The sequence below is a fragment of the Flavobacterium sp. genome (assembly GCF_013822155.1).
Taxonomy (GTDB): Bacteria; Bacteroidota; Bacteroidia; order Flavobacteriales; family Flavobacteriaceae; genus Flavobacterium.
Genome location: NZ_PNJW01000004.1, coordinates 20,227 through 41,239 on the forward strand (window position 1 = coordinate 20,227; position 21,013 = coordinate 41,239).

Sequence of the window (21,013 nt, forward strand, 5' to 3'; positions counted from 1 at the left end):
TTATGAAAAACATAATATATATAATGCTGTTTTTGCCTTTGCTTTGTTTAGGCCAAATTGAAACAAGCGGAACTATAAAAGCGGAATTAGTTTCAAAATTTGAATTGAATTATTTACTTCAAAAACCAAATAACAACAAGGATTTAAAGCCGCTCATCATATTTCTGCACGGCTCAGGTGAAAAAGGAACGGATTTAGAAAAATTAAAAATTCATGGTCCTTTAAAATATGCCAAAACACATGAACTGGATGCATATATTTTAGCTCCGCAGTGTCCGGAAAACAAGTATTGGGAATCAGAAGAATTATATCTTTTAATTCAAAAAGTGTTGTCAGAAAACAAAATAGACAAATCTAGAATATACCTCACCGGATTGAGCATGGGAGCATGGGGAAGTTGGAATTTGGCCTTTGCTCATCCTGAACTTTTTGCCGCCCTAGTACCAATTGCCGGTTTTGTTGATCGAGTACCTATGGTGGAGAATTGTAAAATTTCAACGATTCCTATTCGAATTTTTCATGGATTACAAGATGATATCGTGGATGCGAATTATTCCATCGCTATTTTCAATAAATTGAGAGAATGTAATAAGGACATTAAACTCCAACTCTTTGATGATGCCAATCACGACAGTTGGACGCGTGTTTATGATAATCCCGCAATTTACGAATGGATGTTAATGCAGAAAAAATAGTGTTTTTATAAGTTATTTAATACGCATTCAGCAATTGTTGGATGCGTTTTTTTATATTTGATGTGAAAAAATTATTCATGCGATTGCTCATCATTTCTTTTTCAATGTTTTTTACCGGCTTAATTGTTGGCCAAAACTACCAGCAATATGTAAATCCATTCATTGGAACAGGCGGAACCGGACACACATTTCCCGGAGCTACGGTTCCTTACGGAATGGTGCAACTTTCCCCTGACACCCGAATCGATGGCAGTTGGGAAGGCTGTTCCGGTTATCATTATTCCGACAATCGTATTTATGGTTTCTCACACACCCATCTCAACGGAACCGGTGTTTCTGACTTTGGCGATATTTTATTAATGCCAACCATGGGCGAACCTTCGTTTGACAACAAAGTTTATTCTTCCACTTTTTCACATGCCAACGAAAAAGCATCCGCCGGATTTTATTCCGTTAAATTAGATAAACACAACATCGATGTTCGATTAACTACCTCAACCCGTGTAGGTTTTCATGAATATACCTTCAATCAAAGTGGTCAAGCCAACATTATTTTAGACTTAAATCACCGCGATAAATTGCTGGAAGGGGAAATTAGAATCATTGATAAAAAAACAATTTTCGTCAAGCGAAGAAGCGAAGCTTGGGCTCGCGACCAATATGTTTATGCTTTTATAGAATTTAACCAACCATTAGAAATTAATAAAGTAAATTATAATGGAGAACAATTTGGAAGACTTTTTAACGGAACCGAATTAGCCATCAGTTTTTCTAAAAAAGTCAAAAAAGGAGACAAACTACTCGTAAAAGTAACTCTTTCACCCACAGGATATGAAGGAGCACAACTCAATAGCACCGAAATCCCACATTGGGACTTCAACAAAGTTAAAAAAGCAGCAGAAGAATTATGGAACAAAGAACTATCCAAAATTGAAGTCACTTCTTCCGATAAAAACAAACTAACCATTTTCTACACGGCCTTGTATCACACCATGATGCAGCCCAACATTGCTCAGGATATAGACGGAAAATACCGAGGTCGCGACAATAAAATTCACCAAGCGGTAGGATTTGATTATTACACCGTTTTCTCGCTGTGGGATACGTTTCGAGCCGCTCATCCGCTGTATACGTTGATTGACAAAAAACGAACTTCCGATTACATCAACACTTTTATCAAACAATTTGAACAAGGCGGTCGCTTACCCGTTTGGGAACTCGCCTCCAACGAAACCGATTGTATGATTGGCTACCATTCCGTTTCCGTGATTGCAGATGCAATGGTCAAAGGCATCAAAGGTTTTGATTATGAAAAAGCCTACCAAGCGGCTAAATATTCCGCCATGCTTGATCATTTAGGTTTGGATGCCTACAAAAAGCATGGCTTTATTTCAATTGATAACGAACATGAAAGTGTTTCCAAAACCTTAGAATATGCTTATGATGATTGGTGCATTGCTCAAATGGCGATGTTGCTCGATAAAAAAGAAGATTATCAATATTTCATGCTTCGTTCACAAAATTGGAAAAACCTCTTCAATTGGGAAACCGGATTTATTCAGCCCAAGAAAAATGGCGGTTGGGATAAACCCTTCGACCCCAAAGAAGTCAACAACAATTACACCGAAGCCAATGGTTGGCAATACACGTTCTTTGTTCCGCAAGACATTCCCGGAATTATAGAAGCGATGGGCGGTGCAGCAAAATTTGAAGCAAAATTAGACGAAATGTTTAATTCAGTTAGCGAAACTTCCGGTCGTCATCAAGTTGATATTACTGGGTTAATTGGCCAATATGCTCATGGAAACGAACCGAGTCATCATGTAGCCTATTTGTACAATTTTATTAATAAACCAGAAAAAACTAAAGAAAAAGTACATTACATCTTAGATAATTTCTATAAAAACGACCCCGACGGCCTAATTGGCAATGAAGATTGCGGTCAAATGAGTGCGTGGTATGTGTTGAGTTCAATGGGAATTTATAATGTTACTCCCGGCCAACCCTTTTGGACGACCACTGAGGAGTATTTTGATAAAATAAAAGTGAATTTTGAAGATGGTACTTCAAGAACTATTGATAAATCGATCAATGACCGAATGTTTGGATTGAATTTGAAAGAAATGCCAAGTAAAGATTATATAGTCAACAATCTTTCAGTTGTTCCTATAATTGAAGCAAATAGTAAAGCTTTTCTAGATAAAATGATAATTTCATTTATTTCTCAAAATAAAGAAGTTGAATTTTTTTACAGTTTGAACGGAAGTCCTTTTAAAATGGCTAATAGTAATAATGTAACTCTTGATAAAACAACAGAAGTAAGTCTTTATACAGAAAATGGATATGGACAAAAAAGCAACACCATCTCCGCTACCTTCTTCAAAAAACCCAACAACTTCTCCATCAACATCAAATCAACCTACAATCCGCAATACCACGCTGGTGGTCCGGAAGGCTTGATTGATGGTGTTTTTGGCACCGAAAACTGGCGAAAAGGTGATTGGCAAGGGTATCAATCGCAAGATTTTGAAGCAGTGATAGATTTGCAATCCACCCGTGAAATCAGTCAAATTACCGCTAATTTTCTGCAAGACACCCGATCATGGATACTTATGCCCACCAAAGTAGAGTATTATATTTCTGATGACAACTTGAATTTTACGCTTTTCGATACGCAAAACAATACCATTGACCCTAAAGAATACGAAACCATCATTAAAGGGTTTGAAAGCATTCAATTGCCTGTAAAAGGGCGTTATGTAAAAGTAAAAGCAACTAATTTTGGAAAATTACCAGACTGGCATCAAGGTTTTCCTTCGGGAGGAGACGCTTTTATTTTTATAGATGAGATAACCATAAAATAAAGACATGAAAATTTCACTTATTCAAGCTCCGATAGTTTGGGATAATCCAATTGCCAACATATTGTATTTTCAGCAAAAAATAATGGAAATTGATGAAGAAACTGCTTTGATTGTTTTGCCGGAAATGTTTACTTCCGGTTTTACGATGGAACCATTTGCATCAGCAGAAAACATGAATGGAGAAACCATTTCCTGGTTAAAAAAAATAGCCGAAACGAAGAAAGTGGCCATAACCGGAAGTTTAATCATTTTTGAAAATAATCATTTTTATAACCGAATGGTTTTTGTTTATCCTTCCGGTAAAATAGATTATTATGACAAGCGACATTTATTTACTTTGGCAGGGGAAAACAAAATTTATGAACCGGGAACAACTAAAAAAGTTATTAAATACATGGGTTGGAAAATATGTCTTCAAATTTGTTATGATTTGCGATTCCCTGTTTTTGCCAGAAATACAGAAGACTACGATTTGTTGATTTATGTTGCTAATTGGCCGGAAACTCGAATCAATGCTTGGGATATTTTACTGAAAGCAAGAGCTGTTGAAAACATGTGTTATGTTGTGGGGGTTAACCGTACTGGTTCCGATTTTAATAAACTAGAATATGTTGGACATTCCCAAATAATTGATGAATTAGGTGATTTTTTGGTGGAACCGCAAGTTGAAGAAGGAATTTTTCAAGCAGTTTTAGACATGAAAAAGCTCTTGAATACGAGAAAAAAGTTAAACTTTTTAGCCGATAGAGATGAATTTGAAATTAATCTAAGCAAAAAGGCTTAATAATCATTCGTTACTGAATTTCAGTGTTTGATCAACGTCCCAATTTGCACGAACATCAATTTCTGTTGGAAAATAACGTACTTCTTCTGTTTGTCGTTTTTCTAAATAACTTCCGGTATCCCAAACCTTGTTTTTATTGTCATCATAGATGATTCGTACGGTAAACAAAGCCGGTTGGAGTAAATTAAAATCAATCGTTGTTTCACCCTCTGAATAGGCGGACGCTTGCACATCTCCTTTTGCATTGGTTAATTCAACAATGATAGGGAAAGATTTAATGCCTTCTAAATGCAGTCGTAAATTACCATAATCCGTCACGTTTTTGGTCCCAATTGTAAATGCCAGTGAGTCACTTTCTCTTTCTAATAAATCAGTAAATGCACCTTTTTCAAGGGTGAATTTATATCTTTCAAGGGGTTCTTTCTTAAAATCGATAATGACAAGTTGTTTTGGTTCATCATATTGCGTTGTAAAAACAACGGCAACAGAATCTTTATTAGTAAGTTTGATTTTTGACGCATCAATCTTTGTAATCGGGATGGAACTTTTAAGGGTATATTTCTCGCTTAGATGTAAAACGCCACTTTGAACAGCATTAATACGCAGCGAATCTGCTTTTTGTTTGTTAAATTTAAGTTTAAATTCTTTTTCCAAGGTATTTTTAGTCACTTTTATTGAAATTGAATCAGCTTTAATGGGTTTAAACCAAATTTGTAATGAATCTTTATTTTCAAATGGAGTAACAACAGTTGGAACTATTTCATCTCCATTTTTGAGTTCGATTTTTACATCATTTGCTTTTCCCTCGTGACCTAATATAATCCGATTTCCAGAAGCTTGTGAAGGTCTAATAGGTTTAAAAGGAATTTCTTCCTTAAATAACTCTAATTCGTAGGCAGCATTATCAGGAATTGTAACTATTTCACTATGAAAAGCTATTTTGTCTTTTTTTGGATCAAATTTATTGTTATTGTTAAAGTCTTTCATCGCCACCAATAAGTATTCACCTGCCTTTAAGTTTTCTAACGTGAAGGTCTTTAAGCTGTCTAATGTATTGGTAATATACCTTGGAACTTCCTTGTAAACAATTGAATCATAAAATTTTTCATTCCGCTCATAAAGCATGACGGAAACAAAATTATCTGTTTTTTTGGCATAAGCATCCTTTATTTGACCCACTAATTGCAGGGAATCGATATATGTTCCGGTGGAAAAAATATATTTAAATTGTTGGTACGGATTACCTTCATTGTTATCTTGAATGCTTTGTCCGAAATTAAAACTATACGTAGTATTCGGCGTTAAAGTATCATTTAGGGTGATTGTTAAAATTTTTGTAGGTGTAGAAGGCGAAATTAACGGCATATTTTTCATCGGAGGCGAAATAATCAATTGTTTGTTGATGTCTTTCAGCTTGATGTATTCATCAAAATACAATTTTATTTTATTTCCTTTAAATTCGGTAGATAAATTTTTAGGCTCGCTCATTTTCATGATTGGCGGAATAGAATCTTTCACTCCGCCAGTAATAGTGCCTCTTTTTGCACAACTTGCAAACAAAACCGATAAAATGATAAGGATTAAAACTCTCATGAAATAAAATGCTTTCTTCGTTGCCACAAAATAACAATTATATTTAGTGGAAATGAAATGTTTTAGGTTTTTCTTTGCGTTTTATGAATGAGTATATGCCATGCAAACAATACTTAATTTAGCTCCGGGTATTTTCAAAATTGCCTTTCCACATTGTTCCAGCGTTGATCCGGTGGTAATAACATCATCAATTAAGAGATAATGTTTGTGATGGTCTTTTTCTGTAAAATCAACATCAAAAACCGACTTTTTAGTTTCCGTTCGTTCCAGAAAATTCTTTTTGGTTTGTGTTTTAGCATAACTATCTCTGTGTAGAATGTTTTCACACAAAGGTATTTGAAGCGATTTTGAGAGAGCCTGACCAAAAGTAGTCATTTGATTGTAGCCACGTTCTCGCATTCGTTTTTTGTGTAAAGGAACCGGTATAATGGCATCAAAGGAAAGTTCAGCATGAATATTTTTAAGGTCTTCAGCATACCATTCTCCTAATAAAGTGCCAATTTCCTGCCGGTTTTTGTATTTTAAATTATGAATGAGTTCCTGAACAATGCCATTTTTGTGAAAGTAAAGTAAAGCGGAAGCATGTTCTAAAGTCAAACGGCCGTAGAATTTTCGAATAATTTCATTGTTCTGATTTTCACTATGAAGTGTTAGCGGAAAATGATGACGACAAGTTGTACAAACTATATTTTCATTGGCTAACAAATGTTCTTTGCAAGCCAAACAAACTTTAGGGAAGAATAAATTGAGTAAATCTTTTAGCATAAACAATTATAAACTAGAGTCTTTATTTTGAAAAATAAAGATACATTAAATTTATAATTATTCAATTACAGACGAGTTTCTTGATTTCTTTTTTTTAAGCTTACATAGAAAAAGAGTAGATAAAAGATAAAAACGGAAAATAAATTCAACACCAATAGGCCCAAAAAGCCACCGCCATAAATAAAAATTATAGAAAACAACATAACAAAAGCATTAACTATTGTTGCTTTTACCAGTGCTTTTTCTCTCAAAACGCTTAAGAATTCAAATTCATTTTTTTCCTTAGAAAACACAATAAGTCCAAACCCTAGAACAAAAAGAATGAGGGTAATTTCATCTATAAAATTGCTTTGGGATATTACAAAAAATTTAGTTTCTAAATAAATCGAAACTATTGCAAATACAGGTATTGTATAATTTAAATCAAATTTTAAATAAAGTACAGAAAAAACAATCGCAATAAGAACCAAAATAACGCCAATGGCTTTGTAATAATAGGGCAAAAGGAAATTTTTCATTTCAATTTTAAGATAGTAAGAGAATTAAATCTTTATATTCGATTAGGCAAGGCAGAAAACCTTACCTAATCGAAAAACAATGTATTAAATTGTTAATTTTCAGCACTGGTGTAAACCGGGAATGTATAGCTAGTGCCATCTTCAAAGTCAACTTTTACACCAACCATTCCAAATTTATGATTTGCGATATACGTAATTTTATTGATTCCACTAACTCTATTTGAATTGCCTAATGTTGATTCCACTTGAATAGTTTTAATCATGTAAAAACCATAAGGATAATCATCAACACCGGTTTTACTGACAACGGTTCTAACGTTTCCTGATGTTCCGGCAGCATAAGTGTCGCCAACGGAAGAATCATATTTAACTAAAACGCCTGCTAAAGGACCGGTAACGCATTTAATGCCACCTGTTGTTTGTTGGATTTTTAAATTGTCAATAGAAACAGAATTACCGTCAATTACCACACCGGGAAAATTGGAAATCATATTTTTCACTAACGTATTAGTTACAGTAGCTTGAGCACTATAGCTTGAAATTCCGTCTTCAAGGCTTTCAACTACTGCCGAAAAATCACTTACACCAGCAATTTCAGACGAACTTGAAGTTACAGTTACACCAACTAAACCCATCTCAGACTGAGTCCCAGTTATGTCATTGGGATCATCTTTATCAACCAAATCATCACATGATACGCTTAAAATTCCTACAGAAAAGAACATAAGCAAGTTTACTAAATTTTTCATGATATATATTTTTAATAATTATGAAATATTAACTTTATCGCTATTAAAGTTAAGAAATTATCAAATTAAAACCTAATAAATTCAGCATAAAAAGAATGTTTGCCTCAATTAAATTAACTTAAAAAAATAAAAGCAATTCTTCTCTTTTTTATCTATTCACTTTTTATATTTTTGCACCATTATGGCAAAACAAGAAGATAATTTTAAGAATGTAATTTCACACGCAAAAGAGTACGGATTCATTTTTCCGTCAAGTGAAATTTACGACGGTTTGAGTGCGGTATACGACTATGCTCAAAACGGAGCAGAATTAAAGAAAAATATCAGAGAATATTGGTGGAAATCAATGGTGCAAATGCACGAAAACATAGTAGGTATTGATGCTGCGATTTTTATGCATCCCACCACTTGGAAAGCTTCCGGTCACGTAGACGCGTTTAATGACCCCTTGATTGACAACAAAGATTCCAAGAAAAGATACCGTGCTGATGTGTTGATTGAGGATTATGCCGAAAAATTAAACCAAAAGGCACAAAATGAAATAGATAAAGCCAAAGAACGTTTTGGTGAAGCTTTTGACGAGGCACAATTTGTGGCAACTAATGCTCGTGTGATGGAATACAAAGCCAAACAACGTGAAATTTTGGAAAGAATGGCTCGTTCGTTGGGCAATGAAGATTTAGCCGATGTAAAAGCGTTAATTGAAGAATTAGAAATTGCTTGTCCGGAATCAGGATCAAGGAATTGGACCGAGGTTCGTCAGTTTAACTTGATGTTTGGGACAAAAATTGGTGCTTCTGCCGATTCTTCCATGGATTTATATTTACGCCCTGAAACAGCTCAGGGAATTTTTGTAAATTTTTTAAATGTTCAAAAATCGGGGAGAATGAAGATTCCGTTTGGAATTGCTCAAACCGGAAAAGCGTTTAGAAACGAAATTGTAGCTCGTCAATTCATTTTCCGTATGCGTGAATTTGAACAGATGGAAATGCAGTTTTTTGTTAAACCGGGCGAAGAGATGAAATGGTATGAATATTGGAAGGAAACCCGTTTAAAATGGCATTTGTCATTAGGTTTAGGAAGAGAAAATTACCGTTTTCACGACCATGAAAAATTAGCTCACTATGCCAATGCAGCGGCAGATATTGAATTTAATTTTCCATTCGGATTTAAAGAATTGGAAGGAATTCACTCCAGAACCGACTTCGATTTGAAAGCTCACGAACAATATTCTGGCAAAAAATTGCAATATTTTGATACAGAGGAGAATAAAAATTATGTTCCATATGTAATAGAAACTTCGGTCGGTTTGGACCGTATGTTTTTGGCTGTTTTCGCCAATTCATTAACAGAAGAAACGTTAGAGGATGGTTCAACGAGAACAGTTTTACGTTTACCATCGGTTTTAGCACCAACCAAAGCGGCTGTTTTACCTTTAGTTAAGAAAGACGGTTTGCCTGAAATTTCAAGAAAGATTGTAGAAGAATTGAAGTGGGATTTCAACATGGCATATGATGAAAAAGATGCTGTGGGTCGTCGTTACAGAAGACAAGATGCGTTGGGTACACCTTTTTGCATTACAGTTGACCACCAAACAGCAGAAGATGAAACGGTTACTATTCGTCACCGTGATACCATGCAACAAGACCGTGTAAAAATTTCTGAGTTAAGAGACATTATTACAAACGATGTTTCCATGCGAAACTGGTTGATGAAAATGTAAGTTTCCAAAATTTAAAATAAAAAAATCCCAAATTTCAAGTAATTGAAATTTGGGATTTTAATTTATTAGAATCTATATCCAACAGTTATACCACCTCTTCCAATAAATTCATAATCGCGAGTGTCATTGTATTCACTGAATAAGTTTCGGCCTACGCCGGCATTAATTTCAACAAGAACGCCTCTTTTAGAAACCCATTTTCCACCCACGCCGATACCAAAAGCAAAATCAGTGATAGTTTTGTTAGTATCTTGGTAATAACCATTATAATCATAAACATAGTCATCCACTTGATTTAACATACCAAAACCTTCCAGAAAAAATCCGGTTGCCGGTTTTTTACCAAAATAGAAACGATAATAAGGAGTAATAGAAAAAACGACATCTTGATCATTGGTGAAAGGAACATTTACACTAATTCCAATACCTGATTCTTCATTTAATAATCGCTCATAAGTGGCTTCAAAACTACCTAAAACTAAGAACAAGGCATTTCCTTTGAGTTCATTTCTTTTGAATTCCGGAATTTCATTTTCTTGTGCAAAAGACGAAAAGCCGGTCAGGCAAACAAGTAAAAAAAGTATTTTTCTCATGATTTGTTGATTTATTTTTTTACGAAAGTAACAAATACTATACCATGTTTTGTGTAAAATTTTGTGAAAATTCTTTATTTTTTGATTTAATTCCATTCTACAAAAGAACTCTTTTTTTAAATCCCTTTTATTTTCTGAAAAAAGTGTGATACTAGTTTTTAATCGGAAATTTTTGCGTGTTATCGAAACGATTAAAAATTGCTTTTAAAAGCTTATTTTTTAACTTATGTTTGTTAATAATTATATTGATTCGGACAAATATCTCCCAATAATTATAAGTAAAATTGTTAAAGTGTAAAACTGCCCCTTGTTTTTACGCAAATAACCTACAAATCAGCATAATATAACAAAAAACAGAACGAAAGGTTGTTGGTGCTTCCTTCGTTTTTTATTTGATTTGATAGGTTTATGAAGTATTCATATATCATTCTCGACGATGATACTAAAAGTATTTTGAAAATACAGTCCGTAATGGAAAGTTTTTCGAATTTTACACTTTTAGGCTCAGCTACACAGTATGATGATGCTTTAAACTTAGTCTTAGAATATCAACCTGATTTTGTTTTCCTGGAAATCAATCCAATTTCCACTTCTTCCAGTCTTTCTTTGTTGTTAATCAATGAATTACATCGATATTTAAAAAAAACACCAAAAATTATTGCCATTTCACATGATTCTTCCAAAGCATTTGAAGCAGTAAAATATGATGTGTTGGATTTTTTGATTAAACCATTTGCAATTAGCGATGTTCGTAAAGCCTTATTGCGATTTGAAAAAACCATTGATGTTCCCGTAATTCGTTTAAATCCTGAGCCACGTAAACTTCAAGAGTTTAAAAATAGTGAACCGGAAGAAGCGTTTTTAAAGGAGAAGGAAATATCACACCAACCAATTTCACTAAAAGAGGAAACTATTTCCGATAAACCACTAAATGATGAGTTATTTTCGCTTTTAAGAAATGAAATAGCAGGACTTAAAGAGGCACTTCTGGAAATGGCTAGTAGCCAGAAATCAGAGGTGAATTCAGAGCTTATTGTTAATCAACTTGTAAAAACGATTGAAGAGCATTTGCCTCAAGACAATATTACAGTTGATTTAGAGCCATTGCTTTCAGAAATTAAAACGATTTCAAAAGATTCTTCTTTAAATACCAAAGTAAAAGAAGAAGTAAGCCGGAATTTAATTTGCATAAAATCGTATGGTGATTATCGCTTTTTAGAGTTAGACGAAATTGCTTTTTTGAAGGCTGATAATAATTCTACGGATATCACCATGAATAATGGAGAAGTCATTATAGCATTCAAAACATTAAAATATTTTGAAGAAAATCTGCCTAATTACTTCTTTAGAATTCACAACAGCTATATTGTCAACAAAAATTATGTTTCAAGAGTTCACACGGGAAATACAGTTTGTTACATAAAAAACACGAAAACACAACTTCCGTTTTCAAAGAGTTATAAAGAGAATGTTGAACTAATTATTGCCCAATTAGCGGGGTCAGATTTTAAAGACATTTAAAACACTCTATTCTACCAAGATTTAATACCAATCCACACCCAAACGGATTACACTCACCATTCACCCCTTGATTTTATTGGCTGTACGAGAGATGCACTATACTTTTACATCGTGAATGAAAGGTGTCCCCACGTTAGGCAGTCATCTTTCTACATAATAAGAATAGCATACCGTTTTTAAAGAATAGCACCAAAAATTTATTTACGAAATAACTTAAAACACAAAATACCATGAAGACATTATTTGCATTTTTAGGATTGTTTATGTTTGCTTCTGTTTCTTCAACAGATTTAACTGAAAGCACAATAACAAGTAACGAACCTCAGTTAATGGAAACTGGAGAATACTCGACAAGTCCTTCTAAAAAGAGAGATTTAGTTATGGATACTGAAACTGGAGAATATTCAACAAGTCCATGGAAAAAGAGAGATTTGCCATATGCATCAGAAGCAACATCTGAGACTGGAGAGTATTCAACAAGTCCTTCCAAAAAGAGAGATTTAGTGATGGCTACTGAAACCGGAGAATATTCAACAAGTCCATGGAAAAAGAGAGATTTGCCTTATTCAACAGAAGTTACTTCTGAAACTGGAGAATATTCTACAAGTCCATCCAAAAAGAGAGATTTAGTTTAAACCTCCAAACTATATAAAATATATTTAAGACTACTTTTTAAAGTAGTCTTTTTTTTTTATTTATATTTGGCTTGCCTTAATTTACACAACTTGAAAAAAAGAACGTTACTTTTAGCCTTTGTCTTTGTTTTTTTGGTGCATTGTTCCGATAATAAAAACACTTTTTCGGATAATTCAAAAAAACAAGATTCTCTCGCAATATTCTTAGACAATGCATTTGACGAGAATTTAAATTTTAATGAACGTTACTCAAATAATGGTAAAGCCCTAAAAATAGTTGAGACCCTTCCAAATGATTCCAATAATCGTAAAAATTACTTAAGAGTTTCAATACGTTATTTTAATTTAAATAAATTTGATGACTTTAAGAATACAACCGAAAAAGCTAAAAACCTATCAATAGAAGTAAATGACACTATTAATTTAGCAAGAGCTTATGCTTTTTTAGGGGATTATTATAAAAAAATAACTAAAAGTGACAGTGCCTTTTTATATTACAATCAGGCAGAGAAAGAGTACATAAAATTAAAAGACAACCTCAAGATTGGGGAGATGTATTTAAACAAAGCAGAAATCCAATTTAATAATCGTGATTTTAGAGGAGCAGAAAATACGGCTTATATTGCGATGAAGTTTTTACGGTTGGGAAAAGACAGTTATTTAGAATACCAGGCTTTAAGTCTAATCGGGATGTGTTTGACGGAACTGACAGAATATGATAATGCTATTGACTTTCATAAAAAAGCGTTACTTATCGTTGACCGAAATGAAATTCCAACCTTTATGCAAAGAAGAGCGAGTACGCTCAACAATATAGGATTAATTTATAAAAATAAAAACGAATTTGCACTTGCATTACAGAATTTTAGAGCGGCATACAATGAGCCAAATTTGAATAAAGATGATCCAGCTCTATACGCTATGGTTTTAGATAATCTTGCACATGCCAAGTTAAAAGAGAATGATTTTACAGATTTACCTGGTTCATTTTATACAGCTTTGAAGATTAGAGACAGTTTGAAAATTACAACCGGAATCATTGTTAACAAAATTCACATATCTGAATATTATGATGCTAAAAAGCAAAAAGACAGTGCGTTAAAATATGCCAATGAAGCACATAGTCTTGCATTATCTTCAAACAGTATAGGACATCAGTTGTTAACTTTAAAGCAATTAGGAAATGTTGAAACTGAAAAAAGCAATTTTTATTCAAAAGAATATGTTAGTTTAAGTGATACCTTAATACAAACAGAAAGAAAGGTTAGTGAAAAATTTGCCCGAATTGAATTTGAAACAGATGAATTCAAGCGACAAAAAGAACAATTAACAATTCAAAATCGAAATATTATTCTTTTTGCTTTGTTAGCATTTTTTATTGTTGTCTTGCTTTACATTATTCGAGATCAACGAAGTAGAAATGCCCGCTTTAAACTTCGAGAAGCACAACAACGTGCAAATGAGGAAATTTATGCTTTGATGTTGAGTCAACAAAAAAAATTAGATGAAGTTGTTCAAAAAGAGAAACAACGAATCGGTCAGGAGTTACATGATGGAGTTCTAGGCCGTTTGTTTGGGGCAAGGTTGAATTTGGACAGTTTAAATAAAAAAGACGATGAGCAGGCTGTTGCCGGAAGAAATCATTATATTTCAGAATTAAAAAATATAGAACAGGATATTCGAGAGATTTCTCATGAATTGAACAGGGAGAAATATGCCTTGATTAATAACTTTGTGGCCATCTTAACCAATTTATTTGAAGAACAGAAAACATTATCTGAAGATACTGATTTAAAGTACAATATTGATTCAGCTATTAAGTGGGACAAAGTGGGTAACAATATAAAAATTAATGTTTACCGCATTATTCAAGAGTCGTTACAAAATATTAATAAGTATGCATCGGCTAAAAACGTTTCTATTAATTTGATTAAAGATGCCGATAACCTGCACATCAATATAATTGATGATGGTGTTGGTTTTGATGTTGATAAAAAAAGTAAAGGAATTGGTTTGCAAAATATAGAATCTCGCGTAACTTCGTGCCACGGAACATTTGAATTAAAATCAAAAAAAGGAAAAGGAACAAGTATTGCCATTGATATACCATTAGAACAACAACCCACTACATAGCCATGTCAAAAAATTACCAAATTATTATTGTTGATGATCATCCTTTCATCATTGAGGCCTACAAAAATGCTTTAAAAAGCTACAGTGCTAATAACTTTGATTATACAACCACTCAGGCCAATAATTGTAAATCAGCTTATGAAATTATTACAACGGCATCACAACCGTTTGATATTGCATTTCTAGATATAAGTATGCCTCCCTATGAAGAAAAAAACATTATGTCAGGAGAGGATTTGGCTAAATTGCTTCGTAAGGTGATGCCTGATTGTAAAATCATCTTGTTGACCATGCACACCGAGTTAATCAAAATCAATTCAATTATTAAAGAAATTAATCCGAATGGACTAATTATTAAAAACGATTTGACCTTTGATGAATTATTGAATGCATTTAATAAAATTTTAAATAATGATAATTATTACAGTCAAACGGTAGTAAAGTTTGTGAGTCAATCACAGTATGAAAATCTACAGGTTGATGAATTTGATAAACAAATATTATTTCATTTATCTAAAGGAGTTAAAACAAAAGATCTTCCCAGTTATGTCCCACTTTCATTAAGTGCCATAGAAAAGCGAAAATTAAATTTGAAAGAAATTCTTAGTGTAAAGGGAAGTAGTGATATAGAGCTTATTACAGAAGCAAAAAACAAGGGGTTGATTTAATCACCCCTTTTTTATTGGAACTTACCGTAGTAAAATTGGCGTAAAACCTCATCCTTTTTTGTGGGAAACCGTAATTAAAGTATTGAAAATCAATATACTTTTACATCGAGTTAGTTAGCATACTAAAATTTACAAATCAACCTAAGAACAAAACAGAGTAACCCGATTCAAATACCACCCTTTTGTAAGTCCCCAATGACTTAACCTACTTATCGGTCACTCAAAAAAATCATAAAAGCAATAGGCCCCAAACTATTGCTTTTTTTATTGCCTTTTTTTAATAAATAATCAGTAAAATTTCCATTACGGGAAACCACATCAAAATAAGCGTGAACCCGTAACACATTCTACGGAGAACCGTATTTGAAAATGAAAAGCACCAGACTATCTTTACATCATCAATAACGAAGTAATTATCATAATAAAATATTGACCTAAGAACGTAACTAAGTAGTCGAACCCGAAGAAGAAATACCACCCTTTTGCCCCAACGAAAGATCTTATTCAAACCAAAGACAACTACTTAAAAAGTCAAAACTAAAAAAAGCGAAACACCCCAATGTCTCGCTTTTTTTATTTTTTAAATCAAAATAGTTATTCTTCCAAGGCATTCCAACCTCTAGCTTTCATTTCGATTTTTTGATTGGCTCGGGTAACTAAATGTATTCCTTCCGATTGTTTATTGATGTGACCAATTACTGTAAGGTTTGGGTTCGCTTTTATTTTATCAAAATCTTCTAAAGCTATAGTGAACAATAATTCATAATCTTCCCCACCATTAATAGCTACAGTTGTACTATCAATATTGAATTCTTCGCAAACAGATATTAATTGAGGATCTAACGGTAATTTTTCTTCATAAATTGTACAGCCAACCTTAGATTGTTTGCAAAGATGCATCACTTCAGATGACAATCCATCTGAAATATCGATCATTGAAGTGGGTTTTACTTCTAATTTTTCTAATAATTCTCGAATATCTGTGCGAGCTTCCGGTTTCAATTGCCGTTCGATTAAATACGTATAATTTTCTAAATCCGGTTGATTGTTTGGGTTGACCTGAAATACTTGTTTTTCACGTTCCAAAACTTGTAAGCCCATATAGGCAGCACCAATATCACCGGTAACGACAACTAAATCATTTTCTTTAGCCCCGTTTCTATATATAATTTCTTCTTCTTTAGCTTCTCCAATGGCAGTAATGGAAATAATTAATCCTTTTTGCGAAGAAGTAGTGTCACCACCCACAACATCCACATTATAAATTTGAGAAGCTATCGTAATTCCATCGAACAATTCTTCTAAAGCTTCTAGGGGAAATCTACTGGAAACGGCAATCGAAACTGTAATTTGAGTTGGCTTAGCATTCATCGCACAAATGTCTGAAACATTAGCCACTACTGCTTTATAGCCTAAATGTTTTAATGGCATATAGGCCAGATCAAAATGCACCCCTTCAATTAATAAATCAGTGGAAACCGCCACTTTTTTATCTTTGAAATCCAACACAGCCGCATCGTCGCCAATTCCTTTTAAAGTAGAAGGATTTTTAACATCAAAATTTTTGGTTAAATGGTCAATTAAACCAAATTCGCCCAATTGAGCAATGGATGTGCGTTGCGGATTTTTATCTTCTATCATTAGTAAAGTTGCTGAATTTAATTGCAAAGGTACTAAGATTTTATGGAAGAGAGGCAAAGGCCTACAGGTTCTGAAGTTCTACCTTTTCAGTATAATAAAATTTCTAAAAAATGAAAACCAAAATAAAATTAAGATTACCCCATAATATTATAGCCACCGTCCACGTGTCTTATTTCTCCTGTAATTCTTCCTTTTGGACGAAATAAATGAATCACTTCGTTTGCTAAATCATCCGGCAAGGCATTTCCTAATGGACTTATTCTGTCTGCCGTTTCGAAGTCTTCCGGATTAAGCGTTGCATTTCCGGCTTTGCTTCCCATATAAGGAGAAAATCGAATAGCATTGACCCGCGTTCCATTTTTTCTACCAAGTTCATCTGCTAATTCTATGGTTATTCTTTCTAAAGCAGCTTTAGCAATGCTAATATTTCTATACGGATGAAACGTCACTTTTGCTGCAGCAATATAACTCAAAGAGCAGATAGAGGAGTCCGGTTGTAAAATATTGTATTTAAATAAATAATGACTTAGCCGAATTAAAGAATAGGCAGAAACTTCCATCGTGTCGCAAAACTCTTCTTTTGTAACTTCTAACAGAGGTTTCACTTCTTTGAGACGAATAGTTTTATCCATGGCAATAGCATGTAAAAAACCATTTAATTGAATATTTTTTCCCTGTAAAGTTTTAGCGAAATGTTCTATGCTTTCATCTAAAGTAACATCTACAATAGCTGTAAAAGCATCTCCTAATTCTTCTTGAACGGCATCTTTAAAATCCTGATAATTTTTATTTAAAAAAGCAGCCGCCTTTTCAGATAAGTTTTTATGAAAAGGACTTACGCCTAATCCGGTGCAAACAACAGAACCTCCATTTTCTATTATCTTTTTTGCCACAAACATGGCTAACGAATTTTTATCGGCTATTCCTGTTATTAAAAAAGTTTTCCCTGTAAACATTTTATTTCAATTTTAATGTTATTACTATGTTTTTTACCATTTATATAAGGCAGTTCCCCACGTCCAACCTGCACCAACAGCTGCAAATAAAAGTAAATCACCTTCTTTAAATTCGCCTTTTCGATGCGTTTCATCTAATACGATTGGAATCGTTCCACCTGAGGTATTTGCATAACGATCCATGTTTGTTTTAACTTTTTCAAAGGGCAAATTCACTTTTTGAGCAATTTCTTTTAAGATTCCAATACTAGGTTGATGTGGAATTAAAAAAGCAATGTTATCAATTGAAACATTGTTTTTTATCAAAATTTCATTGATACATTCAGGCACAACCTTTACAGCAGTTTTATAAACTTCTTTTCCATTCATTTGAAAATAATGTAAGCGATTGTCAATAGTTTCATGACTGGTTGGCTTTTCTGAACCTCCGGCAGGGATTGTAAAATGTTCTTTTCCACGACCATCTGTGTGTAATATGAAATCGATAAATCCTTTGTCTTCCTCAGTATTTGAAAGCACCATCGCTCCGGCACCATCACCAAAAAATACAGCATCTCTTCTTTCCCAATCTATAATGTTAGAAAAAGTATCAGCTCCAATAACTAAAACGGTATTATACATGCCTGTTTTAATGAACTGAACACCAACAGCCGTTGTAAATAAAGCCCCGGAACAAACGGCTGCTACGTCAAAAGCAACAGCATTAAAAGCCTGTAGTTTTTCTTGAACCATACTTGCACACGAAGGGGCTTGGCGGTCAGGAGTTGTAGTGGCAACTAAAATTAAATCAATTTCATTAGCCGTTAACCCAGCGTTTTCTATAGCTTTTAATCCGGCTTTATAGGCTAAATCGCTCGTGGTTTCACCCGTAGAAATTCTCCTTTCTTTTATTCCTAAATGACTATAAATCCATTCGTCAGAAGAACCAATGCTTTCAAAAAAATCATTTTTAACTATATTTTCAGGGGCATAGGAACCGGTTCCTTTAATAAAAACATTTCTCATATTTGTTTGTTTTGAAACTTTCAAATTCTTTTCAAATTCATATAGTAATGAATAAAATCACAATCTAATAAGGTAAAATTAGTGTTTTTAAAACACCACATTTGATTTAGGAACTTTAAGTGTTTATTTTTATGAAATTGTCAAAATAAGCATATAAAAAAAGCACAAATCATAATTTAAAGATGAAAATACGTTATCAAAACTCCTCCGATTTGAAAAAAATTCAAATGGAAGGCTAAATAGTATTATAAAAGATTCAATCATTGCCATAAAAAAACCCAACAACTCTCGTCGTTGGGTTCACATTATTATTTTCTCAGATACTCAGTAGCTCTGCCACTCAGCACCTTTCCTAATCATTCAACTTTAACACCGCCATAAACGCTTCTTGAGGAATTTCTACATTACCAACTTGACGCATTCTCTTTTTACCTTTTTTCTGTTTTTCCAATAGTTTTCTTTTACGGGAAATATCACCACCGTAACATTTGGCGGTAACGTCTTTTCGTAACGCTTTTATTGTTTCACGGGCAATGATTTTTGCACCAATAGCCGCCTGAATCGGAATGTCAAACTGTTGTCTCGGGATGAGTTCACGCAATTTTTCACACATTTTTTTACCAATGTTATACGCATTATCCTCGTGAATCAAAGCGGATAAAGCATCAACAGAATTAGCATTTAATAAAACATCTAATTTTACTAATTTAGATGTTCTCATGCCAATTGGCGAATAGTCAAACGAAGCATATCCTTTGGAAACCGTTTTCAATCGGTCATAAAAGTCGAATACAATTTCGGCCAACGGCATATCAAAATTTAATTCAACACGTTCGGTGGTTAAATAAGTTTGATTAGTTATTACGCCCCTTTTTTCTATACATAAACTCATTACATTACCAACAAATTCTGATTTGGTAATAATTGTTGCCTTAATATACGGTTCTTCAACGCGGTCTAATTTTGATGGTTCAGGCAAATCGGACGGATTGTTTACAATCAAAATTGTGTCAGGTTCTTTCTTAGTGAATGCATGATAGGAAACGTTGGGAACCGTTGTTATCACAGTCATGTCATACTCACGTTCCAAGCGTTCTTGAATGATTTCTAAATGCAACATTCCTAAGAATCCACAACGAAAACCAAAACCTAAAGCGGCAGAACTTTCAGGAACAAAAACTAACGATGCATCGTTTAGTTGCAATTTTTCCATTGAAGCCCGCAAATCTTCATAATCTTCGGTGTCAACGGGATAAATTCCGGCAAAAACCATTGGTTTTACATCCTCGAAACCTTGAATCATATTTGTCGTAGGATTTTTAGCATCGGTCAATGTATCACCTACTTTTACTTCTTTCGCTTCTTTTATTCCTGATATTAAATAGCCAACATCTCCGGTTGAAATCACGTCTTTTGGCACTTGATTCAGCTTTAAGGTACCCACTTCATCAGCAAAATATTCATTTCCGGTGGCCATGAATTTAATTTTCTGACCTTTTCGGATTTCACCATTTTTCACACGAAAGATTACTTCAATACCTCGAAACGGATTATAATGGGAGTCGAAAATTAATGCTTGTAAGGGTTCGTCTTTAATGCCTTTTGGAGCGGGAATTTTTTCAATAATTGCTGCCAAAATATTTTCTACCCCAAAACCGGTTTTGCCCGAAGCATGAATAATATCTTCTAATTTGCAACCTAATAAATCAATAATATCGTCGCTCACTTCCTCCGGATTGGCACTTGGTAAATCCACTTTGTTCAAGACAGGAATGATTTCTAAGTCATTTTCTAAGGCTAAATATAAATTTGAAATGGTTTGAGCTTGAATACTTTGTGCTGCATCAACAATCAATAAAGCTCCTTCACAAGCTGCAATAGACCGTGAAACTTCATAGGAAAAATCAACGTGTCCCGGTGTATCAATTAAATTCAGAATATATTTTTCGCCTTTGTAAACATATTCCATTTGAATTGCGTGACTCTTAATAGTAATTCCGCGTTCACGCTCTAAATCCATATTATCCAGCAACTGAGCCTTTTCCTCACGTGCCGTAACGGTTTGTGTAGCCCCTAATAAACGGTCAGCCAACGTACTCTTTCCGTGGTCAATGTGAGCAATAATGCAAAAATTTCGTATGTTCTTCATCTTCGTAATCTATCAATTTCT

Annotated in this window: 17 protein-coding genes; 8 read left to right on the top strand and 9 right to left on the bottom strand. The window is 33.7% G+C overall.

Features of this window, described 5'->3' with window-relative positions:
* Positions 1 to 2 precede the first annotated feature (2 nt).
* Genes C0512_RS01990 through C0512_RS02000 form a run of 3 tightly spaced genes read left to right on the top strand, consistent with a single transcriptional unit; the run spans position 3 to position 4,343 of the window.
* Entirely contained in the window at positions 3 to 695 is a 693-nt protein-coding gene (locus C0512_RS01990) for a prolyl oligopeptidase family serine peptidase (RefSeq protein WP_290858473.1), read from the top strand.
* Positions 696 to 736: 41 nt separating this feature from the next.
* Complete coding sequence (locus tag C0512_RS01995) at positions 737 to 3,559, top strand: GH92 family glycosyl hydrolase (RefSeq protein ID WP_290858474.1); 2,823 nt, start codon at positions 737 to 739, stop codon at positions 3,557 to 3,559.
* Positions 3,560 to 3,563: 4 nt separating this feature from the next.
* Entirely contained in the window at positions 3,564 to 4,343 is a 780-nt protein-coding gene (locus C0512_RS02000) for an amidohydrolase (RefSeq protein ID WP_290858476.1), read from the top strand.
* A 3-nt stretch (positions 4,344 to 4,346) separates the two neighbouring features.
* Here C0512_RS02000 and C0512_RS02005 read toward each other — a convergent pair whose 3' ends face one another.
* The 4 genes from C0512_RS02005 to C0512_RS02020 form a co-directional block, all read right to left on the bottom strand.
* Complete coding sequence (locus C0512_RS02005; RefSeq protein WP_290858478.1) at positions 4,347 to 5,936, bottom strand: Ig-like domain-containing protein; 1,590 nt, start codon at positions 5,934 to 5,936, stop codon at positions 4,347 to 4,349.
* An 81-nt stretch (positions 5,937 to 6,017) separates the two neighbouring features.
* The gene (locus C0512_RS02010) at positions 6,018 to 6,701 is read right to left on the bottom strand and encodes a ComF family protein (RefSeq protein ID WP_290858480.1); all 684 of its coding nucleotides are present in this window, start codon (positions 6,699 to 6,701) and stop codon (positions 6,018 to 6,020) included.
* A gap of 65 nt (positions 6,702 to 6,766) precedes the next feature.
* Complete coding sequence (locus tag C0512_RS02015) at positions 6,767 to 7,219, bottom strand: hypothetical protein (RefSeq protein WP_290858481.1); 453 nt, start codon at positions 7,217 to 7,219, stop codon at positions 6,767 to 6,769.
* A 92-nt stretch (positions 7,220 to 7,311) separates the two neighbouring features.
* The gene (locus tag C0512_RS02020; protein ID WP_290858482.1) at positions 7,312 to 7,968 is read right to left on the bottom strand and encodes a hypothetical protein; all 657 of its coding nucleotides are present in this window, start codon (positions 7,966 to 7,968) and stop codon (positions 7,312 to 7,314) included.
* A gap of 181 nt (positions 7,969 to 8,149) precedes the next feature.
* Between C0512_RS02020 and C0512_RS02025 the strand changes: the two genes are divergently transcribed.
* Positions 8,150 to 9,691: a glycine--tRNA ligase gene (locus tag C0512_RS02025; RefSeq protein ID WP_290858483.1), complete on the top strand. Its 1,542-nt coding sequence runs from the start codon at positions 8,150 to 8,152 to the stop codon at positions 9,689 to 9,691.
* Positions 9,692 to 9,756: 65 nt separating this feature from the next.
* Here C0512_RS02025 and C0512_RS02030 read toward each other — a convergent pair whose 3' ends face one another.
* Positions 9,757 to 10,284, bottom strand: a complete 528-nt coding sequence (locus C0512_RS02030) for a DUF3575 domain-containing protein (RefSeq protein ID WP_290858484.1) — start codon at positions 10,282 to 10,284, stop codon at positions 9,757 to 9,759.
* A gap of 408 nt (positions 10,285 to 10,692) precedes the next feature.
* On the opposite strand from C0512_RS02030, the gene C0512_RS02035 reads away from it, so the two are divergent.
* The 4 genes from C0512_RS02035 (at position 10,693) to C0512_RS02050 (ending at position 15,241) form a co-directional block, all read left to right on the top strand.
* On the top strand, positions 10,693 to 11,805 hold the full coding sequence (locus C0512_RS02035) for a LytTR family transcriptional regulator DNA-binding domain-containing protein (RefSeq protein ID WP_290858485.1): 1,113 nt from the start codon (positions 10,693 to 10,695) through the stop codon (positions 11,803 to 11,805).
* 230 nt (positions 11,806 to 12,035) lie between these two features.
* On the top strand, positions 12,036 to 12,440 hold the full coding sequence (locus C0512_RS02040) for a hypothetical protein (protein ID WP_290858486.1): 405 nt from the start codon (positions 12,036 to 12,038) through the stop codon (positions 12,438 to 12,440).
* A 90-nt stretch (positions 12,441 to 12,530) separates the two neighbouring features.
* Positions 12,531 to 14,573, top strand: coding sequence for a sensor histidine kinase (locus tag C0512_RS02045; protein WP_290858488.1), 2,043 nt, complete (start codon positions 12,531 to 12,533; stop codon positions 14,571 to 14,573).
* 2 nt (positions 14,574 to 14,575) lie between these two features.
* On the top strand, positions 14,576 to 15,241 hold the full coding sequence (locus tag C0512_RS02050) for a response regulator (protein ID WP_290858489.1): 666 nt from the start codon (positions 14,576 to 14,578) through the stop codon (positions 15,239 to 15,241).
* 594 nt (positions 15,242 to 15,835) lie between these two features.
* On the opposite strand, the gene thiL is transcribed toward C0512_RS02050, so the two are convergent.
* The 4 genes from thiL to lepA all read right to left on the bottom strand — a co-directional run bounded on the left by thiL (position 15,836) and on the right by lepA (position 20,992).
* Positions 15,836 to 16,882, bottom strand: a complete 1,047-nt coding sequence (thiL, locus tag C0512_RS02055) for a thiamine-phosphate kinase (RefSeq protein WP_290858490.1) — start codon at positions 16,880 to 16,882, stop codon at positions 15,836 to 15,838.
* 134 nt (positions 16,883 to 17,016) lie between these two features.
* Positions 17,017 to 17,838 carry an SDR family oxidoreductase gene (locus tag C0512_RS02060; protein ID WP_290858491.1) on the bottom strand — a complete coding sequence of 274 codons (822 nt, stop codon included), beginning with the start codon at positions 17,836 to 17,838 and terminating at the stop codon, positions 17,017 to 17,019.
* A gap of 33 nt (positions 17,839 to 17,871) precedes the next feature.
* Complete coding sequence (locus tag C0512_RS02065; protein ID WP_290858492.1) at positions 17,872 to 18,843, bottom strand: 3-oxoacyl-ACP synthase III family protein; 972 nt, start codon at positions 18,841 to 18,843, stop codon at positions 17,872 to 17,874.
* Between the two features lie 352 nt (positions 18,844 to 19,195).
* Positions 19,196 to 20,992, bottom strand: a complete 1,797-nt coding sequence (gene lepA / locus C0512_RS02070) for a translation elongation factor 4 (RefSeq protein WP_290858493.1) — start codon at positions 20,990 to 20,992, stop codon at positions 19,196 to 19,198.
* Positions 20,993 to 21,013: the final 21 nt, after the last annotated feature.